The organism is Sorangium sp. So ce362, assembly GCF_051519845.1.
Lineage (GTDB): Bacteria > Myxococcota_A > Polyangia > Polyangiales > Polyangiaceae > Sorangium.
On record NZ_CP150332.1, the window covers coordinates 10,412,365 to 10,434,100 of the forward strand.

The window sequence follows — 21,736 nt, forward strand, 5'->3', positions numbered from 1 at the left end:
CTGGGTCAGGGGCTTGTGACGCCCCGACCGCCACGATCACGGCGCGCGCAACCCGCGCAGGACGCGCTCGTGCCAGAGCACCATTTCCACGCCGCCAGGCCCACGATTCCAGGCATAGTCGTGCGGTCCGGGCACAATGCGCAGCTCGTGGCCGATGCCGTCCTGCCGCAGCCGATCGCTGATCGCCTGGATGGCGGGCAGGAAGGGATCGGCCTCGCTCGACACGAGCCGCAGCGCGACCGCGCGGCGCGTGAGGGCCCGGCGCGCGAGCGCGGAGAACATCTCCGCCTCGCTCGCCCGCACGGCCGGCTGGAGGGCGCCGACCGCGCCGAAGACCTCGGGGTGCGACAGGCCGACGAGCAGCGCGAGGCGGCCGCCGAGGCTCACGCCGTCGATCCCCGTGGCCTCGCGCGCCGCCTGGCAGCCGCTCTCGGCGCGCGCCCGCGGCAGGAGCCGCTCGACGACGAACCGCCCGAAGGCCGCGGCCCCCTCGGCGGAGCGGTCGCGGAGGTCGGGCGTGAACGGCGTGGCGATGCACAGCCCGCGGTAGGGGCGCTCGCCGAGCGAGGCGTTGAGCTGCGCGAGCCGCTCGCGCGTGACCATCTGCCCGAGGTCGTCCGGCGTGAGCGGCGGCGAGAGGATCTGCTGGAGGGTCGCGTCGAGGCCGTAGTCGTCGCGCCATCCGCGCGCGCCGGCCTCGGGGCCTCGCACCGCCTCCCCGCGCCCGTGCAGCGCGACGAGCAGCGGCAGCGGCGCCGCGGCCTCGGGCGCGAGGAGCAGCGCGCGCTGCGGGCCTTCGCCCTCGGAGGCCGGCTCGAAGGCGAGCTCCTTCCAGCGGGAGGGGGCCGCTTCCGCCGCCGCGGGCTCCGGCGGGGGCGGCGAGCTCTTGCGCCGGCACGAGGGCGCGGCGAGCGCGGCGAGGCCGAGCAGCGCGCGCCGGCGCGAGAGCGGGCAGGTCGTCGTTCCGGACATCGGCGGCGAGGGTAGCAGCGGGGGATGCGGGCGCCGGTGACGGCCGTCGTCCGATCAGCTGCCGGAAGGGCTGAAGAGGATAGGATAGGTCACGGTCACGATGCCCGCGTCCGGCGGCGGGAACGACAGCCCGTAGAACGACCGCACCACGCAGGAGACCACCCCGGCGTCCGGCAGATCGGAGCCGCCGTTCTGCACGCTCGAGACCGCTCCGTCGCGGCCGATCGAGAAGCCGACCGACACGCGCCCGGTGAGGTTCGGGCTGTTGCGCAGCCCGTTCTCGTAGCAGAGCCGGAAGCGGCCGAAGTTCTGCCGCACGATGCGCTGGATGACCTCGGGCGGGATCCGGCCCGACACCGAGGGCGACCCGACCCGCATCCGCGGCGCGCTCACCTTGTGGCCAGGGCCGTTGACGAAGCGCGAGGCGCCGGTGCCCGGGCCGAAGCCCTGCCCGTCGCCGAGGCCGTTGCCGTGGCCGATGGTGCCGAGGGGCCCCATCCCGATGCCCGTGAAGCGCCCGTCGCCGCCCTCGCCGACGCCGCTCAGCCCGAGGCCGCCCACGCCGCCCGACTCGTCGATCGTCTCGCCCCACAGGTTGCCGATCACGCTCTTCGCCCCGTTGCCGAGCGTGTCGACGCCGCCCCAGGGCGCCGATAGCGCGTTCGGATCGCCGCCGAGGCCCGCCTGGAGCAGGCCGATCACGCCGAACCGCGCCGCGTCGTCGAGCGCCTGCGCCCGCGAGATCCGCACGTCGGCGTTGTCCTTCGGACCTTCGATATCGAAGCGCCCGCCCGTCTTCCGGCTCGTCGCGCTGCCGGCCTTGCCCGACTCGCCGATCGCGGCCGCGCCGGTGCCACCTTCCCGCTCGCTCGGGCGGGTCGCCTCGGCGCCGTCGTTCGCCTCGGGCTGCTCCCGCTCGGCGGTCGCCGCGAGCGCCTGCGCCATCAGGTACGCCTGCTCCGCGCTCACGCCGCCGTCGTCGGCCATGGCGAGCGGGGGCATGAACGCGGCCATGGTCCCGAGCAGGCCGACGTGGAGCAGCGTCGAGAGCGCGGTGAACGGCAAGCTCCTGCGGTCGAGGCTCGCGTTGCCCGCGACGCGGCGGCCTGCCCCGCCCACGGCGACCTCGAAGCCGAAGCCGCCGAGATCGAGCCTCGCGCGCGCGCCGAGCGGCAGCGCGATCCGCCGCGCCCCGTCGAGCGCGGCGCACGGCGCGGCGCGGCCCGTCGCGATCGCCTGCGCGACCGTCATCTTGCAGCTCCCGATCTCGACCATCCCCGACGTGCCCGGCGGGATCACGGCGCTCACCTCGCCGTCGTCGCCGACGAGCACGAGCGGCGCCCTCGCCGCGCCCAGCCGCTCCGCCGGGACGAAGAAGTCGCACGCGCCCTCGGCGCCGTCCTGCTCGCCCACATAGAAGGAACGCGGCGGGGTCAGGTGCGCCACGTGGAGCAGGTTGCTCCCCCACCGGATGAGCACCTCGACGGACAGCGCCTCGGTCTCGCACTCCGCGGCGGGCACCTCGGGCGCGGTCTTGACCAGCGCGTACGTATACGAGCCCTCCGGCGCGTCCGCGGGCACCTCGGGATCGCAGGCCGGAGACGCGCTGAAGGGCAGGTTGCCGAGAAACGGATTCGGCGATGCCATGCTCGGAGCCAACTTGAACGTATCCATCTGAGGCCAGCCCTTTCCCTGCTCCCGCGCGCGGCGTGAACCGCGCAGCGAGCGGTCTGAATGCAGCGAGCCCGCGAGAGCCCGCGCCCTGGTGCTCCCCGGCGCACGCGCGGCGAGCTTCACCGCTCTCTGCGTGCGCCGCGGAGCACCGCGTCCACGCCCGGGATCGACAGCGCGCCCGGCCCCGGGTTCCGGACCCGCAACGCGATTTTCAGCGGCGAGATCGCGCCCAGGGCGTTGAATAAATTCCAGATTGCCGGCCCGGCCCCGCGCCTCCCGGTACGCCGGCTTGCCCCCGCCCTCGTCGAGCCCCCCCCCTTGAGGGGCAGGCGCCGACGTCCGGGCCGCGGGTGCGTGCGGAGAACACCTCGGTGAGGCGCGGAACAGGCATGGAGTCGCCGCGAAACAGAGTCGTCATGTTCCGTTGCTCTCCGCTTAACCGCGCCGCGCCCGCCGGCGCTGAAGCGTGAAGAGGCGATCTGGTGGAGCAGCCGACAGCGCACCAGACTCCGTCGCTCCGCGCCGCCGGACGGAACGGGATGCGCGGGGGGATCCCGAGCCGTGCAATCGGCAGGACACGGGAGTTGGGGTAGCCGCGCCCCCGCCCTCGTGCGTATGATGAACGGCATGGGTGCGACCAGGAGCAGCGGTCAAGACCCGCTCATCGGCGCCACGATCGCCGATCGATATCGCATCGTCTCGCTCATCGCGCGCGGGGGTATGGGGAAGGTCTACAGGGCCGAGCAATCGGCGCTGGGCCGGATCTGCGCCCTCAAGCTCCTCGTTCCCGACGAGCGCCGCGAGCAAGATCCGGAGTTCTTCCGGCGCTTTTCACGCGAGGCCGCGACCGCGGCGAGGCTCACCCACCCGAACTCGGTCACCGTCTTTGATTACGGCCGGGACGAACCGCGCGGCATTTACTTCATCGCGATGGAGTACATCGCCGGTCGCACGCTGCATCGGGTGCTCCACGACGAGGGTGCGCTCCCGGAGGCCCGCGCGAGCCGCGTCGCGCGGCAGATCTGCCGCGCGCTCGCCGAGGCGCACTGCCTCGGCCTCGTGCACCGCGATCTCAAGCCGAGCAATGTGCTCCTCGTCGACCAGGGAGACGAGAAGGACTTCGTGAAGGTGCTCGACTTCGGCCTGGTCAAGGACGTCTCGGGGCAGCAGCAGGACGATCTGACCCAGAAGGGCCTGTTCATCGGCTCTCCCAAGTACACAGCGCCGGAGCAGGCGATGGGCCACGAGCTCTCGTCGCGCGCGGACATCTACGCGCTCGGCGTCCTGCTCTACGAGATGCTCTGCGGCAAGGTGCCGTTCGACAAGAAGGTGCCCACGGCGACCCTCATGGCCCACGTCAGCGAGCCGCCTCCGCCGCTCGCCGGGCGCGCTCAGGCCGCGGCCGTGTCGCCGGCGATGGAAGCGCTCGTGATGCGGTGTCTCGAGAAGAGCCCGGACAGGCGCTTCCAGTCGATGAAGGAGTGTCTCACCGCGCTGAAGAGCGCGGCGGGCGAGCCGATCGACCTCACGCGGGCCTCGGTGCCCGATCGCCTGCCCGCCTCGCAGCCCGGCGGCGCGCTGCCCTCGGCGCCGTCGATCTCGGCGCCGCGCATCCCGGCGCCCTCTCCCTCGCCGAACGAGCCGGGCGCGCCGCCTCGCGCGGCGCCGAGCGAGCCCGCCGCGCCGCCTCGCTCGCTGCAGAGCGACTCGCTCTCTCCTCCGCAGGCGCCCCCGACCTTCAGCGGGTCCGTCGGCCCTCCTCGTCAACCGCCGGTGTCCGTCTACTTCGTGGCGCTCGTCGCAGCGCTCGTGGGCGGGGGCATCGTGCTGGCGCTCACCGGGCACGTGCGCGGCCGCGGGCCGGACGCCGCGAGCGCCCCTGCAGCCGTCCAGCCCGCCCCCGTGCCGCTCGCCGTGCCCGCCGAGGCGCCGGGCAGAGAGCCCGGCGCGGCGGCCGAGTTCAGGATCGTGAGGATCGAGAGCGCCCCGCCCGGCGCCCGCGTGTCCGACCGCGGGACGGAGGTCTGCCTGGCGACCCCGTGCCGGCTCGTGCTGCAGGGCGCCGGGACGACGGCCGAGTACCAGCTCACGCTGACCAAGCCCGGCTACAGGTCGACCGTGCTCGCCGTCCGTCCCGAGGACGAGGCCGCCTCGGCGGAGCTCGAGGCGCTCGCCGCCGCCCCGGCGGCCTCGGCGCCGAGCCCGCAGGCCACGGCGAGCGCGCCTCCGGAGCCGGCTCCGCCGGCCGAGCCGTCGAGCGCCGAGCCACCGAGCACCGAGCCGCCGAGCGCAGCCGAGCCCAGCGTCGCCCTGCCGACCGCGGCCGCCCTGCCGGAGCCTCCGGCGACCGCGCCCGGCGCGGTGCCAGCTGCGCCGGCGCCTGCCGCCCCCGAGATCCTGCGTTTCCAGGAGGGGATGACGCGCCCCGCGCCGATCACCGCGCCCGCGGTCGTCTACACGCGGCAGGCGCGGCAGGCGCGGGTCGAGGGGACCGTCCTCGCCAAGTGTGTGGTGACGACGGCCGGCAGCCTCACCGGCTGCCGGATCGTCAAGGGCGTGCCCCACATGAACGAGGCGGTCCTCGAGGCGCTCGCGGCGAGCCGCTACAAGCCGGTCACCTACCAGGGCCGGCCCGTCAACGTCGACTACGTGTTCTCGATCAAGCTCGTGCTGCCCTGAGGCGCTGGCGGAGGCCGTCCCTCGCGGTGCCCCGTGTCGTCGCGGTGCATCGTGTCGTCGCAGTGGACGCTCGGCGGCCGTGGAGCCATGGAAGCACCTCATGAGGACCGCCGACCTCCTGCTCGCAGCCGCAACCTTGTCGCTCGCCGCGGGCTGCCGCGGCGGCGCCGGCAGCGAGCCTGCTCAGCCTATCCCGCACGTCACGCCGATCGACACGCGCGCCCCCGAAGGGCCGGCGGCGGACGACGAGCCGCCCACGCCGCGGCCCCCGAAGGAGGCGGATCCCACGAGCACCGACACGTTCGAAGGCACCGCGGGCGCCACCGACAAGCCGCGCGCCGGCGCGAAGGTCGCGATCCTGCGCGACGTGCGCGCGGCCCGGCACGAGCATTACGACCGCGTCGTGTTCGAGTTCGAGGGGGACACGGTGCCGGGCTACCACGTCGACTACATCGACAAGCCGGTGCGGCAGTGCGGCTCGGGCGAGGCGACCGAGATCGCCGGCGACGGATGGCTCGCCGTGCGCATGACCCCCGCCGCGGCGCATACGGACGCGGGAAAGGCCACGATCCCGTTCCGCGAGAGGAAGCTCGCGCTCGGCGTGGCCCTGGAGCTCGAGCGGACGTGCGACTTCGAGGCCGAGGTGACGTGGGTGCTCGGGGTCTCGTCGCCGAACAAGTACCGCGTCCTCGAGCTGACCAAGCCGGCGCGGCTCGTCGTCGACGTGAAGCACTGACGAGGACGGCGGCGGCGCCCGCGGGCTCACCGCGCCGCCGGCGGGCCGGCACCGGCGGCGGCGCGCCGTCCGCCGATCAGCCGCCCAGCGCGGGCCCGGCTTCCGCGTGGTGTACCGGCGGAGACGCCTCCGCCGCCCTCGGCGGGGGCAGCCGGCGCGGCGGCACGACGACGTGCTTCGGCGGGGCGGCGGGACCGCTCGACGGCCGCGGGATGTTGTAGACGCGCCGCGCCTGGATCGCCGTGGATCGCAGGCCGTTGGCCCGCTTGATCGCCTCCACGGTGGTGCCGTACTTCCGGGCCAGCGAGCCCAGCGTCTGCCCCTTCTTCGCGGTGTGACGCACGTAGTACGCCGTCGGCTTGATCACCCCGCGCTTCACGAGCAACGGATACGCGCGCACCGCCGACTCCTGCGCGATCGGGCTGTAGAACCGGATGTGGATGTGGTTCGCGTGCCCGCGGGCATGACGGATGAGCGGGCGCGGCTTCCTCGACCCGTACTGGAAGACGTCGTCGAGCCAGCCCTTGTCCTCGCCGATCTTCAGCGCGTGCTCCTTGAGCAGCCGCTGCACGCTTGTGTCGATGAGGATGAGCTCCACGTCGGACTCGGTGACGAGCGCCCGGACGAAGGCCCAGGTGCGCTCTCGATCGAGGTTCGCCGCCGTGGCCCGCTGGTACCAGCGGTGCCGCGCGTCGAGGAAATAGCTGATGTCGACGTCGCGCCCGGCCTGGTGGCTCTTGTGCGGCGAGAGGTGGCCGCCGTCCCGGTCGCTGATGTGCCCGATGTAGAGCTTCGGGCTCCCCGGGAACTGCCGGTGCACCTCCCCGATCGCCCGGTCGAGCGCGTCGACCGTCTCGCGCGTTCCCCAGGCATGGCCCGGGTCGACGAGCTCCCACCGGTCGCTCTCGGGCATCCGGATGCCGTTGAACAGCGCGCCCGCGTTGGTGGCGCCCACCGACATCGGCCCCAGCGCCGCCGGGTCCTTCGAGAGCAGCTCCTCGATCTGGGCCTCGGTCATCGCCGCGAGCGGCGAGTGCGCACGAGCGCCGGTGCCCGGCTCCGCCGCCAGGTCCAGGCCGTCGTCGTTCTCCCCGTCGTCGTCGTCCACCTCGTCTTCGTGCGCGGGCGCGGCCTCCCCCGCCGCTGTCCCGGACGCCGGCGCGCCGGAGCTCGGCTCCGCGGAGGCCGCGGCGACCACGCGCAGCAGGCTGTCCTTGGACCGCGCCGCCTCCGGCGCCCTCCCGGCGCAGCCCGCGAGAACGAGGGCGCAGAGGACGGAAACCATGCTGCTGCGGCCCATCGCGGGGCCACTATACCGGCACGAAGAAGTCACGCCAACCGCGCCACGCGGCGCGCAGCGCCCTTCGCGCGACGTGTGTTCAGCGCCGGGGCGCTGCGCAGCCCTGCTCGCGCCCGCGCACGAGGGCGTTGCCGCCGGCGCGCCGGCGGCTACATGCTGCCCTCGTGCAACGGTCCCAGCGGAGCGGCGGCCCCGATCGGGCAGCCCGGGGGGCAGCCGCGCCGGCGCCGCCGCCGGACGACGCGCCGCGTCCGCACGACCGCGGCGAGCGCCCGGGCGGGCCCGACGAGCGCCCGGGCGGGCCCGGCGAGCGCCAGCCGGGCGGCGGGGGCCAGCAGAGGCTCTTCTCGGCCGGGGAGGTGGCGGGCGACGGGTCCGCGACGGTCGAGGGCGAGGTCGTCCGCGTCACCTACGAGAGCGAGTCGAGCGGCTTCCGGGTGCTGCGGGTGGAGGTCACCGCCGGCGCCGCGCCGGAGGTCTGGGTCGGGGTGTTCCCGCAGGTCGGCCCCGGCACGCGCGTGCGCGCGACGGGGCGGTACACGCGCGATCCGAAGCACGGCGAGCAGCTCAAGGTCGAGACCCTGCTGCCGATCGCCCCCGCCACGCTCGATGGGCTCGAGCGCTACCTCGGGTCCGGCATGGTGCAGGGCATCGGCCCCGCCTACGCGAAGCGGATCGTGGAGGCGTTCGGCACCGAGACGCTGGAGATCCTCGACCGCTCGCCGGAGCGGCTCGCCGAGGTCCCCGGGCTCGGCCAGCGGAGGGCGCAGGCGGTCGCGAAGGCGTGGGCGGCGCAGCGGGCGATCGGGGCCATCATGATCTTCCTCCAGGCGCACGGCGCCTCCCCGGCGCTGGCGAGCCGCATCTACAGGCGGTTCGGCCCCCACGCGATCGACATCGTCTCCCGCTCCCCGTACCGGCTCGCGCTCGACGTGTGGGGCATCGGCTTCAAGACCGCCGACCGGATCGCGCGCTCGATCGGCATCCGGGCCGACTCGCCGGAGCGGGCGCAGGCGGGCGTGCTGCAGACGCTGGTCGATCTGTCGACGCGCGGGCACACGCTCGCGGAGCGGCCGGAGCTCACGGAGCTCGCCGCGGCGATGCTCGAGCGCGACGCCGCCGAGGCCGACAGCGCGATCGACGCGCTCGTGGCGAGCGGCCACGCGCGGCTCGAGACGCTGCCGACCGGCGAGGTGGCCGTCTACCCGAAGGACCTCTACGAGGCCGAGGTGCGGCTCGCGCGGCGGATGCGCTCGCTGCTGGGGGGCGACGAGGACGACGCGGCGGGCGACGCGCGCCTCGTGGAGGGCATCGACGGGGCAATCACCGCGTTCGAGGCGAAGACGAACGTGTCGCTCGCGCCCGCGCAGCGGGACGCCGTGGAGCAGGCGGCGCGGAACAAGGTGCTGGTCATCACGGGCGGCCCGGGCGTCGGCAAGACGACCATCGTCCGGGCCATCCTGGCGCTCTTCGATCGCGCCCGGCTCCCGGTGCGGCTCGCCGCGCCGACGGGCCGCGCCGCCAAGCGGATGAGCGAGGCGACCGGTCGCGAGGCGGTCACGCTCCACCGCCTCCTGGAGTTCGATCCGAAGCAGCGCAAGTTCGGGCGCCAGCGAGGCCGCCCGATCGAGGCGGGGGCGATCGTGGTCGACGAGGCGTCGATGCTCGATCTGGCGCTCGCCGACGCGCTCCTCCAGGCCACGTCCGACGCGGCGCGGCTCGTGCTTGTGGGCGACGTCGATCAGCTGCCGTCGGTCGGGCCCGGCGCGGTGCTGCGGGACGTGATCGCCTCGGGTCAGGTGCCGACGGTGCGGCTCACGCAGATCTTCCGGCAGGCCGAGGGCAGCCTCATCGTCCAGAACGCGCACCGGATCCACGACGGCCTGCCCCCGGAGGGCGCGCGCGGGCCCGGCGGCGAGTTCTATGTGATCGAGCGGACCGAAGCCGAGGCGGCGGCGGAGCTGATCCTCCACCTCGTGACGGAGCGCATCGCCAAGGGGTTCGGGCTGGACCCGCGGCGGGACGTGCAGGTGCTGACGCCGATGCACAAGGGCGAGGCCGGGGCGATCGCCCTGAACGCGCGGATGCAGGCGGCGCTGAACCCCGAGGGCCCGAGCGTCACGCGTGGCGCGCGGACGTTGCGGCTCGGCGACAAGGTGATGCAGCTCCGCAACGACTACGACCGCGAGGTCTACAACGGCGATGTCGGGTTCATCACGGACGTGAACGCCGAGGAGCGGAAGCTCCTGGTGCGCTTCGACGATCGCGAGGTCGGCTACGAGGAAGCGGAGCTCGACGAGCTGACGCTCGCCTACGCGACGAGCATCCACAAGAGCCAGGGGAGCGAGTATCCGGCGGTGATCGTGCCGATCCTCACCCAGCATTTCGTCATGCTCTCGCGGAACCTCATCTACACGGCGGTGACCCGCGGCAAGCGGCTCGTGGTGCTCGTCGCGGATCCGCGGGCCGTGTCGCTGGCGCTGGCGGAGACCCGAAAGGAGGAGCGCCGCACCCACCTCGCGGAGCGGCTGCGCAGCGCGACGCCGGAGCGCTCCGGCTCGGCGCGCGAGCTCAAGCCGGCCCTCGCCGCCGGCCCGCGACTCGACTAGGACGGCGCGCGGAGAGGGCGAGCGACATGGGCGTCCGTGACGGCGACAGCGACAGCGAGCAGGACAGCGATCACACGAGCGACCGCGAGCCGCGCGGCACCGCGACAGCGGCGGCGACGCAGGCCGCAGCGCGGCTGGTTCGGAGCGCGGCAAGCGCGGTAAAATTCACTGGAATCACGGGTGAAAGCATGAGCGGACCCAGCGCGGCGAGGGGCCGCGCCCTGCGAGCTCCCCCGTTGCCCGGCTGGGCCCTCCCTGCTAGCGTTCGCGCCCCTTCTACACGAACTACGGCCCCCATCATTTCGGCGCGCAGGGTACCGGGGCGAGGCTGGGTGATTCCTGCGCCTCGGCGCGCGTGGGGGAGAGATCTCGGAGCATCGACGATGACGACCAACGGACAGCAGCAGGCGGCTGGGCTCAACATCACCGGCGGGGCAGCGATCGTCGCGCCCGTGAGCGCGTTCCCGAACGGTGTGCCGGGGAACGCGCTCATCGTCATCCCGGTGAACAAGCCGACCGATGAGCTGAAGGGCATGATCGAGAAGGGCCCCGCGGCGGTGACCCTCGATCAGATGTGGCAGCTCCTCGGCTTCAACGGGCCGGCGGTGCAGGTTCAGGACGATCAGGGACGACCGATCGCGATCGGCCTGGAGGACCTGCTCGCCGGCCTCGAGAAGCACTGGACCGAGCAGCCTGACGACCTGAACCGCGGGCGCATCTACGCGCAGGAGCTCCTCAAGCACAACCGGGTGCAGCGCGCCGAGCAGGTGCTCTCGAAGGTGGTCGCGAAGGGCGGCACGGGCGACGACTGGCTCGCGCTCGGCATCGCGCAGCTCTCGCAGGACAAGCACGACAAGGCCGAGGGGACGCTGAAGGGCGCGCAGAACCTGCTCAAGGACAACCCCTACCCCTCGCTGCACCTCGCGAAGCTCTACCAGGCGCGCAAGGACGACGCGAAGGAGCGCGAGTACATCGAGAAGGCGATCGCGATCGACGTCGAGTGTATCGACGCGTGGGCCTACCTCTTCCAGTACCTGAAGCAGCGCGGGGACGAGGCGAGCGCGGTCGAAGAGATCGAGAAGTTCTCGGCCGACAAGAAGACGCCGGCGCCGTACATCGCGATCCAGGGCTTCTACGCGAGCAGCGAGGAGACGCGCGACAAGGCGGTCGAGTACGCCAAGAAGGCGGTCGCGCAGAACCCGGACAGCCCGCTGGCGCTGCTCTGCCTGTCGGCGCTGTACGGGCAGAAGAACGACCTCGAGGCGGTGGTCCGCCTGCTCCAGCCGCACGAGGCGAAGATGAGCCGCGACGTGCGCCTGGCCAACAACTACTTCGAGGCGCTGTTCCAGTCGCGCCAGCTCGAGAAGGTGACCAAGCTGCTGAATGCGCTCGCAGGCTCTCCGAACAAGGAGGTCAAGCAGTTCGCCATCGAGCGCTCGCGCGCCGTCGCGCAGTACCTGCAGCAGCAGCAGCAGCAGCTCTCCGCCGCGGCCCAGCCGGCGCAGCGCAAGAGCTGACAGGCAAAGGCGCGGGGGAGCGCTGCGCGGCGCTCCTCCGCTGCCCGCCGGCGCTCGCCGTCCCTCCTGCGCTCAGCGACCGAAGGCGCGGCGGATGGCTTCGGCGATGCCGCCGCCCCGCAGGCCGTCGGCTTCCAGGCGGTCCGTCGCCGCCCGCTTCACATCCTCGGGCGCCTGTCCCATGGCGAACGAACGCCCCGCGACCTCGAACATCGGCAGGTCGTTGAGCCAGTCGCCGACGACGACCACGTCCGACGTCGAGCAGCCATAGTGCTCCGCGAGCCACGCGATCGCCGTCCCCTTCGTCGGCCCCGCCGCGCGGACCAGCATGGCGAAGACGCTCGTGTGGCCGTCGTGCAGGAGCGGGAACGAGACGACGAAGGCTGAGTCACCTAGCTCGGAGCGGACCTCCTCGACGGCGCCCCTGACCTGCAGCTCGGTCCCGATCGCCACCAGCGCGAGCAGCCCATGCTCGTGCTCCCAGTACGGGTGCGACGAGACGCGCTCGACCTCGGCGATCGCGTTCGACCAGCCTCGGACGTAGTGGAGGTGCGGCGTGCCGGTCGCGTCGTGGACGATGCTGTCCTGCGCGAAGAGGAACGAAGCCGTCGCGTGCCGCTCGGTGATCGAGCGCAGGACGGCCGCCTCGGCGCCCGAGATCGTGCGCGAGTACAGGTGCGCATCGCCCTCGGTGTGCACGATGTGGCTGCCGTCGACGCACGCGATGGGGCCGACCACGCCGATCCGCCGCGCGACCTCGCGCGTCCCCGAGTACAGGCGCCCGGTCGCGATCGAGACCGGGATGCCCGCGCTCTGGAGCCGCTGGATGGCGAGGAAATCTTCCTCGTGGATGGAGCCATCACGACGGACCAGGGTCCCGTCGACGTCGAGGGCGAGGAGCTTGTAGATCGTCACCGCGCTTGAATGGATCGTGAGCGCGCGGAGCGCAGCAGGCGGGACGCGAGGGGACGGATCAAGAGGCCATCCCCGGGAGGAGAATTCAGGAAGCCGGGTAGACCGACACCTTTTTCTTGGTGTTGGACTTCCATTCGTACTTCACGACGCCATCGACGAGGGCGAAGAGCGTGAAGTCGCGGCCCGTGCCGACGTTCTGGCCGGCGTGGATCGAGGAGCCGACCTGCCGGACCAGGATGTTGCCAGCGCGCACCGGCGCACCGGCATACACCTTCACCCCGCGACGCTGCGAGTTCGAGTCGCGGCCGTTCCTGGAGGAGCCGCCGCCCTTTTTATGAGCCATGTCTACTTCTCCTGCTAGGCGGTGATGCCGGTGATCTTGAGCTCGGTGTACGGCTGACGATGACCGTTCTTGCGGCGGTAGTTCTTCCGGCGCTTGAACTTGAAGACCACGATCTTCTTGCCGCGGTCCTGCCCGGTGATCTCGGCAGCGACGGAGGCGCCGCTCACGAGGGGCTTGCCAATCTTGGGGGCGTCACCGCCGACAAGGAGCACCTCGCTGAAGGTGACCTTGTCGCCGGCATTGCCGGCAAGCTTCTCGACCCGGAGCTTCTGACCTTCGGCGACCCGATACTGCTTGCCGCCCGTCTTGATGACCGCGTACATGGTGCGTCTTCCTCAACCTGGGGACCGCGATCCCTCACGTTACGCCACGCAATGACCCTCAATTGAGGGCCCGGTGAGCAAGGGAGCGGCAGTATACGGACCTTCTCCGGCTTGGCAAGAGGTTCGCAGCGCCGCCTGCCAGGATCTTCGCCCGGAGGGCCAGCCCTGCGCCTTCGCGGCGGCAGAGCCCGGCAAGAACGCGGCGCCCGCGCGGCCCGGATCGCGCGCCCGGTCACGGTCGCGCTCGCCTCGCGCCCTGGTGCGCTCCCTCACGCCTTGGTGAAGACGAACGTCTCGTCGGTCACGTCGACCTGCATCGTCTGACCGGGCTGGTATCCGCCGGCCAGGATCGTCTCGGCGAGCGGGTTCTGGAGCTCGCGCAGGATCGCCCGCTTCAGCGGGCGCGCGCCGAGGCTGGGCTCGTAGCCGAGGTCGACGAGCCGCGCCTTCGCGGCGTCCGTGAGGGCGAGGCGGATCTCCTTGTCCGTGAGCAGCTGCTCCAGGCGGCGGAGCTGGATGTCCACGATGCCCCGGAGATCATCCTTGCTGAGCGCCTTGAAGACGACGATGTCGTCGATCCGGTTCAGGAACTCCGGCCGGAAGAACCCGCGCAGCTCCTCGAGCAGGACGTCGCGGATCGCCTCGCGGCCGTCCTCCGTGGTCCAGAGCTTGGCGTCGGTCTCGAGCACGCGCTTCGACCCGATGTTCGAGGTCATGATGACGACCGTGTTCGAGAAGTCGGCGAGCCGCCCGCGGCCGTCCGTCAGCCGGCCGTCGTCGAGGATCTGGAGCAGCAGGTTGAACACGTCCGCGTGCGCCTTCTCGACCTCGTCGAACAGCAGCACGCTGTACGGCCGGCGTCGGGCTGCCTCGGTGAGGAAGCCGCCCTGCTCGCTGTCCGCGTAGCCCGGGGGCGCCCCGATCAGGCGCTGGGCCATGTGGCGCTCCATGAACTCGCTCATGTCCATGCGCGTCAGCGCCTGCTCGTCGTCGAACAGGAACTCGGCGAGCGCCTTCGCGAGCTCCGTCTTGCCGACGCCGCTCGGTCCGAGGAACAGGAACGAGCCGATCGGCTTGCCCGGATCGCGCAGGCCCACGCGCCCGCGGCGCACCGCCTTCGCGATGGCGCGCACCGCCTCGTCCTGGCCGACCACCCGCTGCGCGAGGCGCTCCTCCATCTTGAGGAGCTTCTCGGCCTCGCCCTCGAGCATCTTGGCCACCGGGATGCCGGTCCAGTCGTTGAGCGTCGCCGCCACGTCCGACTCGCTGACGACGTTCGAGGTCGGCGCGACCCCCTCCCGCTGCGCGGCCTCCTCGGCGGCCTGGAGCCGCCGCTTGAGCTCCGGGATGGTGACGTGCTCGAGCTCACCGATCCTGGCGAACGCCTTGTCGCGCTGGGCGGCCTTCAGCGCGTCCGTCGCGGCGACGAGCTCCCGGCGGATGGCCTGGCACGCGGCGATGACGCCGCGGCGCGACGCATTGCGGCTGCGCATCGACGACGCCTTCGGCTCGATCTCCGCGAGCTCCGCCTCCAGCCGCGCGCGGGTCTGGACGCTGAGCTTGTCGTCGTCGTCCGCGAGCGCGGCGATCTGGGCGCGGAGCGCGTCGACACGCCGGAGCAGCGAATCGACCTCGGCCGGCACCCCGTCGACCTCCACCCGCTTTCGGGCGGACGTCTCGTCGAGCAGATCCACGGCGGTGTCGGGGAGCGCGCGGTCCGAGATGTACCGCTTGGCCAGCGCGACCGCCGAGGCGATGGCGCTCTCCCCCACGCGGACGCGGTGGTGGGCCTCGTACTTCGTCGCGATCCCGCGCAGGATCTCCGTCGCCTGGTCGATGCTCGGCGCCTCCAGCGTGATCGTCGAGAACCGCCGGATGATCCCGGGGTCGCGCTCGTTGATCTTGCGCACGCCCTCCGGCGTCGTGGTGGCGATGATCCGGATCTCCCCGCGCGACAGGAGCGGCTTCAGGAGCTCTCCGACGCCGGCGCCCTGCACCCCTTGCCCGAAGAGCGCGTCGAGGTCCTCGACCACGAGGATGCTCTCGGCGTCCTGCTCGCCGCGCAGGCGGTCGACCAGGACCTTGAGGCGCTGCTCGATCTCGCCGCGGAGCTTCGCCCCGGCGACGAGCGCGCCGGTGTCGAGCTCGTAGAGGTGGGCCCCCGCCAGGTTCGTGGGCACGTCGCCGTGGGCGATCCGGTCGGCCAGGCCCCGGATGATCGCGGTCTTGCCCACGCCGGGCTCACCGACGATGAGCGGGTGGTTCTTGAACCGTCGCTCGAGGATCTGCAGCAGGCGGCGCGCCTCGACGTCGCGCCCGATGACCGGATCGAAGCGCCCTTCGCGGGCGTCGGCGACGAGGTCGCGGGTGTAGGGCGCGGGCTGCCCGGGCTCGGACGCGCTGGACGGTGAGGGCGAGGGCTCCCGCGAGGCCGCCTCCAGCGCCCCGAGGTGCGGCCGGAACGCGCCGGGGCCGATGCCGAACGAGGAGAGGATCTCCCCCGCAGGCCCGCGGATCTCCTGCGCGAGCGCGTGGAGCAGGTGCTCGATGCCCACATTCGCCGACTTGTCCCGGGTCGCTTCCCGCTCGGCGCGCCCGAGGAGGTCGAGCAGCCGCGGGCTCACGTACGCCACCCCGCTGCCCGCCTTGGATTGCTTCTTCAGCGCGTTCTCGGCGAGCTGGAGCACCTCGTTCGGGTCGGCGCCGGCCCGCCGAAACACCTCGGATACCCCCCGGTCACGCTCCAGCAACCTCATCAGCAGGTGCAGCGGCGTGACCTCGGCGTGCTGGCGCTCGTCCGCGATCTGCTGAGCGCCGGCGACGACCTGCTTCGCGTCGCTGGTATAGCGATCGAGGTGAATCGTCCCCTCTTTCTCGGCCATGCGCGCAGCCTACCGCAAGGTGGAGCCCTGTGCGCTTGCATCTTTGGCCGCTCCGAGAAAGGAAAGAGGGCGAGATGCCCATGCAAGCAGCCGAAGTCACCCTCTACGTCACCGACTACTGCGGATACTGCACCATGGCGAAGCGCCTGCTGACCCAGAAGCAGGTGAGCTTCACGCAGATCAACGTGGAGGATCGCGACGACCTCCGCGCCTGGCTGGTCAAGGCCTCCGGGCAGCGGACGGTTCCCCAGATCTTCATCAACGGCGTCAGCGTCGGCGGCTTCAGCGAGCTCTCGGCCCTGGAGAAGCAGGGCGAGCTCGATCCGCGCCTTGGCGAGGCGCCGGGCGCGGACGCACCTGCCATGCCGCGCTGAAGGGCGAGGGCTCCGATGTGCGACGGCGCCCGGCGCCGGGCGCACCCCTGGCCGCCCCCGCTGGCGAGGGTGCACCCTGGATGGCGTAGGTGATAAGCTGCCGCGCGGGGACGGGGCGTAGCTTTCTTTGATACGGTTCGTCCATAGGGCCTCATGGGCGTCGCCCGCCCCTTCGCCCACCCCCCGAGCCGCAACCGCCATGCCTAGCAGCACCGACACCCCTGCCGCAGCGACTCAGCCGGTCGAGGGCGCGCTCGTCGGAAAGCGGGTCCAGAAGTACGAAATCGTACGGACGATCGGGCGTGGCGGGATGGGCATGGTCTACGAGGCGCTCAACACCGCCATTGGCAAGCGCGTCGCGATGAAGTTCGTCGACGCCGAGCTCGCGCAGAACAAGGACGCCGTCGCCCGGTTCCACCGCGAGGCGCAGGCGGCGAGCGCCGTCGAGAGCGCGCACATCGTCGAGATCTTCGACTCCGGCTTCGCCGACGACGTCCCGTTCCTCGTCATGGAGCTGCTCCGCGGCGAGGACCTCGGCCACCGCATCCGGCGCTGCGGCAGGATCGAGCTCGGCGAGGCGCTCCACGTGACCGCGCAGATCCTCCGCGGCCTCCACCGAGCGCACGAGGCGGGCATCATCCACCGCGATCTCAAGCCGGACAACATCTTCCTCGTCGACCGCGACGACGACCCGAACTTCGCCAAGATCCTGGATTTCGGCATCTCGAAGGTGCGCCGCACCGATGGCGTGCCGGCCCACACGTTGACCCGGCAGGGCACGGTGCTCGGCACGCCGTTCTACATGTCGCCCGAGCAGGCGCAGGCGTTGCCCGACGTGGACGGCAGGACCGATCTCTGGGCGGTCGGCGCGATCCTCTACGAGTGTCTCACCGGGCACCCGCCGCACAGCGGCAGCTCGTACGAGCAGGTCATCGTCAACATCTGCATGAAAGACGCGCAGGATGTGCGGATGAGCAACCCGGCCGTCCCCGAGCCGATCGCGCGCGTCATCGCGAGGGCGCTCACGCGGGAGAGGGACGCGAGGTTCTCTTCCGCGCGGGATTTCCTGGACGCGCTGGTCGCGGGGGCCGGCGGGCTCCTCGGGGCGCGGCGCAGCTCGAGCGACGAGCTCGGGGCGCACACGACGAGCGCTCCTGGCATGCCCGGGCAGACACCGGTGAAGCACACGCCGGGCGACCCGAACATCGCGCTGGATCCGACGCTCGAGGTGCACGGCAGCGGCTCGAAGGTGGGCTGGTCGAGCAACGGGCGCACGGGCGCGCGCGGGCCGCGGCGGCTCGCGCTCGCAGCGGTGGCGCTTGTCTCGCTGGTCGGCGGGCTCGCCGGCGCGGTCCATCACGCGCGCCGCTCGCCGGCGGCGCGCACGGAGGCCGCCGCGCCGGCGCCGCCTACCCAGGTCTCCGTCGAGCTCCTGACGAACGCCGAAGGCGCGCGCTTCACCGTCGACGGCGTGGCGCTGGCCGATCGCACGCTGCGCGGTCGCGCGGGCGAGACGAAGCGGGTGCGGATCGAGGCCTCCGGATACACGCCCGTGGACAAGGAGGTGACGCTCCAGGCCGGCAGGGCCCCGATCGAGGTCCTGCTCCACCCGCTGCCGGCGGCCGCGGAGCCGGCGCCCACCGCGGCCGCGGAGCCGGCGCCAGCGCCCACCGCGCCCGCCCCGGCGCCCAAGGCCGCGCCGAGCGCGAAGAAGACGGCGACGCTCCCCTTCGCGGCGCGTCCCAGGACCACGGGCACCGGCGCAAAGACCGCCGCGCCGGGTCAGGTCGCGCCGGACGTCGCGACCTCGAAGCCCGCGGGGGTCGCGGCTGGTTTGCAGCTCAAGGTCGACTGAGGCGGGCTTGCGCAGATCGCACGGACGACTCCCGCTCGCGCTCTGCGCGGCGATCCTCGGCCTGGCGGCGCAGCTCTCGCCGGCGCTCGCGCAGGTCGAGCCGTACCGGCAGCACATGGAGAACGGCATCAAGCTGTTCCAGGACCGGAACTACCGGGCGGCGATCGCCGAGTTCGAGGCGGCCTACAAGGAGAAGCCGAAGGCCAGCCCGCTCTTCAACATCGCGCTCGCCGAGAAGGCCATCTTCAACTACCCGAGGGCCATCGCGGCGCTCGAGCGCGCGCTCGCGCAGCACCGCGACACGATGGACGAGGGCGACGAGCGGACGGCGCGCAGCGCCATCGAGGAGATGCGCGCGCTGCTCGCCCATCTCACGATCGAGCTCAGCCCGCCGGACGCCACGCTGATCATCGACGGCGAGGAGCAACCGCCCTCGTCCTCGGGGACGCGGGTCGTGGAGCTCGGGCCGGGGGTGCACCGCATCGGCGCGCGGGCCAAGGGCCATGCGAGCGCCGATCAGAGCATTACCGTGGTGAGCGGCGAGCGCGACAAGAAGGTGAAGCTGACGCTGGCACCGGAAAAGACCCCCGTGACCGCGACGCCGCAGCCGTTCACGCCGCCGCCTCCCCCGCCCCCGCCCCCGCCGCGGCCGGTGCCCCTCTCGTTCGCGCCGCAGGGGTACTACGTGATCGGCGCGGCGTCGCTGCTCTGGCCGATCGGCCATCCGCGCGCGTTCCCGATGCCGGAGGCGAACAGCGGCGGCGCCGGCTCGATCCGGGTGGGTTACCGCGTGAACACCCCCGCGGCGTTCGACGTGATGTTCCAGTACGCGAACATTGCGACCGGGTCGGACCACCCCGGCTACCAGAACGCGAGCTACACGCTCGGCTCGACGCGCGTCGGGCTGAACGTCCGCCTGATGACCCCGGGGCAGACCTGGCGGTTCGTGGGCTCGATCGGGGGCGGTCTCACCTACGACGACGTGAGCTTCGACAGCATCAAGACGCCTGCGGGGGACATCTGCGAGGGCCGGTGCCAGCCCGCTGCAGGGGTGAACGCGTTCGTGTTCTCCGAGGTCGGCGTCGAGCTGGACCTCGGCGGCGTGCTCCTCGGGTTCTCGCTGGACAGCTACTTCCAGTCGTCGCGCGGCATCAGCTACAAGGACGGCGACGACGACATCCCGCTCTACTCGGCCTTGCTGCTGCAGCTGGGCGGCAGCCTGCACGCCGGCTACGCGTTCTGGTGATCGGGCCGGCCCGAGCCCGGGCGGTTGCCCGTTCCATCCTTGTTCCGTCGCTTGGCGGATGTATCCTCGCACCCCCTCGCGGTGAGTCGGAGGCGGTTCGCCGTCCTCTCCAGCGGGGGTCGGAGATCGGCCTTCGCCGTCTCCTTCAACATGGGTCGGGGACCGGCCTTCGCCGTCCCCTCAAGAGGTGACCATGTCGCAGGATGCCATCACGTCGTTGCTGAAGGAGACGCGCCGGTTCGAGCCGCCGGCCGAGTTCGCGCGCCGTGCGCGCGTCGGCGCGCAGGAGACCTACGAGGCGCTCTACCGCGAGAGCATCGAGCAGCCGGACGCGTTCTGGCGCCGGGAGACGGGCGACCTCGTGTTCCGCACACCGTGGACCGAGATCAGCGACGGGTCGCTGCTGCACGCCAAGTGGTTCCTCGGCGCGACCCTCAACATCACCGAGAGCTGCCTCGATCGCCACCTGACGACCGCCACCAAGAACAAGGCCGCGATCATCTGGGAGGGCGAGCACGGCGCCACGCGCACGCTCACCTACGCCCAGCTCCACCGCGAGACGCTGCTGCTCGCGAACGCGCTCAAGCGGCTGGGCATCGAGAAGGGGGACCGGGTCGCGATCTACATGGGCATGGTCCCCGAGGTCGCCGTCGCGATGCTCGCCTGCGCGCGCCTCGGCGCGGTGCACACGGTGGTCTTCGGCGGCTTCGCCGCGGACGCGCTCCGCGACCGCATCCACGACTGCCAGGCCAAGCTCGTCATCACGCAGGACGGCGCGTACCGGCGCGGGCAGGTCGTGCCGCTGAAGGCGACCGTCGACAAGGCGCTCGCGCAGCCGCAGGCGAAGAGCGCGACGCGCGTCGTCGTGTACCAGCACCTCGGCAGCGAGCGCTGCGAGGTGCAGATGACCGAGGGCCGCGACGTCTTCTGGCACGACCTGCTCGCCCAGGCCGCGCCCTCCTGCGAGCCCACCGTCGTCGACGCCGAGCACCCGCTGTTCATCCTCTACACGAGCGGATCGACCGGGAAACCCAAGGGGGTGCTCCACACGACCGCCGGCTACCTGGTCGGCGTGCACGTCACGACGAAGTACGTCTTCGATCTGCGCGACGACGACGTCTACTGGTGCACCGCCGACGTCGGCTGGGTGACGGGCCACAGCTACATCGTGTACGGCCCGCTCTCGAACGGCGCGACGTGCCTCATGTACGAGGGCGCGCCGAACTTCCCCGACTGGGGCCGCTTCTGGCGGCTCATCGAGAAGCACGGTGTGACCATCCTCTACACCGCCCCCACGGCCATCCGCGCCTTCATGCGGCAGGGCGACGAGTGGCCCGCGAAGAGCGATCTGTCGAGCCTCAGGCTCCTCGGCTCGGTCGGCGAGCCGATCAACCCCGAGGCGTGGATCTGGTACCACCGGACCATCGGCGGCGGCCGCTGCCCCATCGTGGACACCTGGTGGCAGACGGAGACCGGGGCGATCATGATGACCACGCTGCCCGGCGCGACGCCCGCGAAGCCGGGGTCGACCGGGCTGCCGATATTCGGCGTCGTGCCCGAGGTCGTCACGAAGGACGGCAAACCGGTCGCCCCGGGCGAGGGCGGGCTGCTCGTCCTGAAGCAGGCGTGGCCGTCGATCCTGCGCACGGTGTGGGGCGACGATGAGCGCTTCCGCAAGCAGTACTTCAGCGACGTCGAGGGCTGCTACTTCACCGGCGACGGCGCTCGCCGCGACGACGACGGCTATTTCTGGGTCGTCGGCCGCATCGACGACGTGCTGAATGTGGCCGGCCACCGCATCGGGACGGCCGAGATCGAGAGCGCGCTCGTCTCTCATCCCGCCGTCGCGGAGGCGGCCGCGGTCGGTCGACCGGACGAGCTCAAGGGGCAGGCGCTCGTGGTGTTCGTCTCGCTCCGGCCGGGGGCCACGGCCGGACCGGAGCTCCAGGCGAAGCTCGCCGAGCACGTCGCCAAGGAGATCGGCAAGTTCGCGCGCCCCGACACCATCCGCTTCGCGGACGCGCTGCCGAAGACCCGCAGCGGCAAGATCATGCGCCGGCTGCTGAAGGACGTCGCCGCCGGCCGGGAGCTGACCGGCGACACCTCGACGCTCGAGGACCTGAACGTCATGGCGAAGCTCCGGCAGCAGGAAGACGAGTGAGATCCGCGGCGGCGCAGGGGCACGGTCATGCCCCTGCGACCGGCGCGACGCACCGCGCGTGAGGGGGGAAGCGCTGGCTCACCAGCGAGGGGGCGGGGTGCCCACGGAAGAGCTCGATCCTGCGGCTCTTCCCCCGTCCTCGGCCAGGGC

Annotated in this window: 15 protein-coding genes; 8 read left to right on the top strand and 7 right to left on the bottom strand. The window is 72.2% G+C overall.

The features are described from left to right. Nucleotides 1-36 precede the first annotated feature (36 nt). The gene (locus tag WMF17_RS40030; RefSeq protein ID WP_437598721.1) at nucleotides 37-972 is read right to left on the bottom strand and encodes an alpha/beta hydrolase; all 936 of its coding nucleotides are present in this window, start codon (nucleotides 970-972) and stop codon (nucleotides 37-39) included. Nucleotides 973-1,026: 54 nt separating this feature from the next. Beyond that, nucleotides 1,027-2,619 carry an AgmX/PglI C-terminal domain-containing protein gene (locus tag WMF17_RS40035; RefSeq protein WP_437598722.1) on the bottom strand — a complete coding sequence of 531 codons (1,593 nt, stop codon included), beginning with the start codon at nucleotides 2,617-2,619 and terminating at the stop codon, nucleotides 1,027-1,029. Nucleotides 2,620-3,273: 654 nt separating this feature from the next. Here WMF17_RS40035 and WMF17_RS40040 point away from each other — a divergent pair. Together WMF17_RS40040 and WMF17_RS40045 are read left to right on the top strand one after the other, a co-directional pair. Continuing rightward, nucleotides 3,274-5,325: a TonB family protein gene (locus WMF17_RS40040; protein WP_437646369.1), complete on the top strand. Its 2,052-nt coding sequence runs from the start codon at nucleotides 3,274-3,276 to the stop codon at nucleotides 5,323-5,325. A 100-nt stretch (nucleotides 5,326-5,425) separates the two neighbouring features. Continuing rightward, nucleotides 5,426-6,061, top strand: coding sequence for an AMIN-like domain-containing (lipo)protein (locus tag WMF17_RS40045; protein ID WP_437598726.1), 636 nt, complete (start codon nucleotides 5,426-5,428; stop codon nucleotides 6,059-6,061). 76 nt (nucleotides 6,062-6,137) lie between these two features. Here the strand turns inward: WMF17_RS40045 and WMF17_RS40050 are convergent, their stop codons facing one another. Beyond that, nucleotides 6,138-7,361 carry a LysM peptidoglycan-binding domain-containing protein gene (locus WMF17_RS40050; RefSeq protein ID WP_437646370.1) on the bottom strand — a complete coding sequence of 408 codons (1,224 nt, stop codon included), beginning with the start codon at nucleotides 7,359-7,361 and terminating at the stop codon, nucleotides 6,138-6,140. Nucleotides 7,362-7,525: 164 nt separating this feature from the next. Here WMF17_RS40050 and recD2 point away from each other — a divergent pair, with 164 nt between their 5' ends. After that, the gene (gene recD2 / locus WMF17_RS40055; protein WP_437646371.1) at nucleotides 7,526-9,970 is read left to right on the top strand and encodes an SF1B family DNA helicase RecD2; all 2,445 of its coding nucleotides are present in this window, start codon (nucleotides 7,526-7,528) and stop codon (nucleotides 9,968-9,970) included. 383 nt (nucleotides 9,971-10,353) lie between these two features. Further along, nucleotides 10,354-11,487 carry a tetratricopeptide repeat protein gene (locus WMF17_RS40060; protein ID WP_437598729.1) on the top strand — a complete coding sequence of 378 codons (1,134 nt, stop codon included), beginning with the start codon at nucleotides 10,354-10,356 and terminating at the stop codon, nucleotides 11,485-11,487. Between the two features lie 72 nt (nucleotides 11,488-11,559). Here WMF17_RS40060 and WMF17_RS40065 read toward each other — a convergent pair whose 3' ends face one another. The 4 genes from WMF17_RS40065 to WMF17_RS40080 all read right to left on the bottom strand — a co-directional run bounded on the left by WMF17_RS40065 (nucleotide 11,560) and on the right by WMF17_RS40080 (nucleotide 15,950). Continuing rightward, complete coding sequence (locus tag WMF17_RS40065; protein ID WP_437598730.1) at nucleotides 11,560-12,402, bottom strand: HAD family hydrolase; 843 nt, start codon at nucleotides 12,400-12,402, stop codon at nucleotides 11,560-11,562. Nucleotides 12,403-12,487: 85 nt separating this feature from the next. Then, nucleotides 12,488-12,745 (bottom strand): 50S ribosomal protein L27, encoded by a 258-nt coding sequence (gene rpmA, locus WMF17_RS40070; protein ID WP_437598731.1) that lies wholly within the window; start codon nucleotides 12,743-12,745, stop codon nucleotides 12,488-12,490. Nucleotides 12,746-12,759: 14 nt separating this feature from the next. Further along, nucleotides 12,760-13,068, bottom strand: coding sequence for a 50S ribosomal protein L21 (gene rplU, locus WMF17_RS40075; RefSeq protein ID WP_437482312.1), 309 nt, complete (start codon nucleotides 13,066-13,068; stop codon nucleotides 12,760-12,762). A gap of 269 nt (nucleotides 13,069-13,337) precedes the next feature. Further along, a complete protein-coding gene (locus tag WMF17_RS40080; RefSeq protein WP_437598732.1) occupies nucleotides 13,338-15,950 on the bottom strand; it encodes an ATP-dependent Clp protease ATP-binding subunit in 2,613 nt (870 codons plus the stop codon). A gap of 80 nt (nucleotides 15,951-16,030) precedes the next feature. Between WMF17_RS40080 and grxC the strand changes: the two genes are divergently transcribed. The 4 genes from grxC (at nucleotide 16,031) to acs (ending at nucleotide 21,586) form a co-directional block, all read left to right on the top strand. Beyond that, a complete protein-coding gene (grxC, locus tag WMF17_RS40085; protein ID WP_437598734.1) occupies nucleotides 16,031-16,324 on the top strand; it encodes a glutaredoxin 3 in 294 nt (97 codons plus the stop codon). Between the two features lie 199 nt (nucleotides 16,325-16,523). After that, a complete protein-coding gene (locus WMF17_RS40090; protein WP_437598736.1) occupies nucleotides 16,524-18,179 on the top strand; it encodes a serine/threonine-protein kinase in 1,656 nt (551 codons plus the stop codon). A 7-nt stretch (nucleotides 18,180-18,186) separates the two neighbouring features. Further along, entirely contained in the window at nucleotides 18,187-19,425 is a 1,239-nt protein-coding gene (locus WMF17_RS40095; RefSeq protein WP_437598737.1) for a hypothetical protein, read from the top strand. Between the two features lie 193 nt (nucleotides 19,426-19,618). Then, entirely contained in the window at nucleotides 19,619-21,586 is a 1,968-nt protein-coding gene (acs, locus tag WMF17_RS40100) for an acetate--CoA ligase (RefSeq protein WP_437646372.1), read from the top strand. The last annotated feature ends 150 nt before the right edge of the window (nucleotides 21,587-21,736 follow it).

What these genes read in the sequence shown, in the direction of transcription:
- rplU (WP_437482312.1), bottom strand. Translation starts at nt 13,068, where the DNA reads ATGTACGCGGTCATCAAGACGGGCGGCAAGCAGTATCGGGTCGCCGAA.
- WMF17_RS40035 (WP_437598722.1), bottom strand. Translation starts at nt 2,619, where the DNA reads ATGGCATCGCCGAATCCGTTTCTCGGCAACCTGCCCTTCAGCGCGTCT.
- grxC (WP_437598734.1), top strand. Translation starts at nt 16,031, where the DNA reads ATGCAAGCAGCCGAAGTCACCCTCTACGTCACCGACTACTGCGGATAC.
- WMF17_RS40080 (WP_437598732.1), bottom strand. Translation starts at nt 15,950, where the DNA reads ATGGCCGAGAAAGAGGGGACGATTCACCTCGATCGCTATACCAGCGAC.
- WMF17_RS40090 (WP_437598736.1), top strand. Translation starts at nt 16,524, where the DNA reads ATGCCTAGCAGCACCGACACCCCTGCCGCAGCGACTCAGCCGGTCGAG.
- WMF17_RS40060 (WP_437598729.1), top strand. Translation starts at nt 10,354, where the DNA reads ATGACGACCAACGGACAGCAGCAGGCGGCTGGGCTCAACATCACCGGC.
- WMF17_RS40050 (WP_437646370.1), bottom strand. Translation starts at nt 7,361, where the DNA reads ATGGGCCGCAGCAGCATGGTTTCCGTCCTCTGCGCCCTCGTTCTCGCG.
- acs (WP_437646372.1), top strand. Translation starts at nt 19,619, where the DNA reads ATGTCGCAGGATGCCATCACGTCGTTGCTGAAGGAGACGCGCCGGTTC.
- WMF17_RS40040 (WP_437646369.1), top strand. Translation starts at nt 3,274, where the DNA reads ATGGGTGCGACCAGGAGCAGCGGTCAAGACCCGCTCATCGGCGCCACG.
- WMF17_RS40045 (WP_437598726.1), top strand. Translation starts at nt 5,426, where the DNA reads ATGAGGACCGCCGACCTCCTGCTCGCAGCCGCAACCTTGTCGCTCGCC.
- WMF17_RS40030 (WP_437598721.1), bottom strand. Translation starts at nt 972, where the DNA reads ATGTCCGGAACGACGACCTGCCCGCTCTCGCGCCGGCGCGCGCTGCTC.
- rpmA (WP_437598731.1), bottom strand. Translation starts at nt 12,745, where the DNA reads ATGGCTCATAAAAAGGGCGGCGGCTCCTCCAGGAACGGCCGCGACTCG.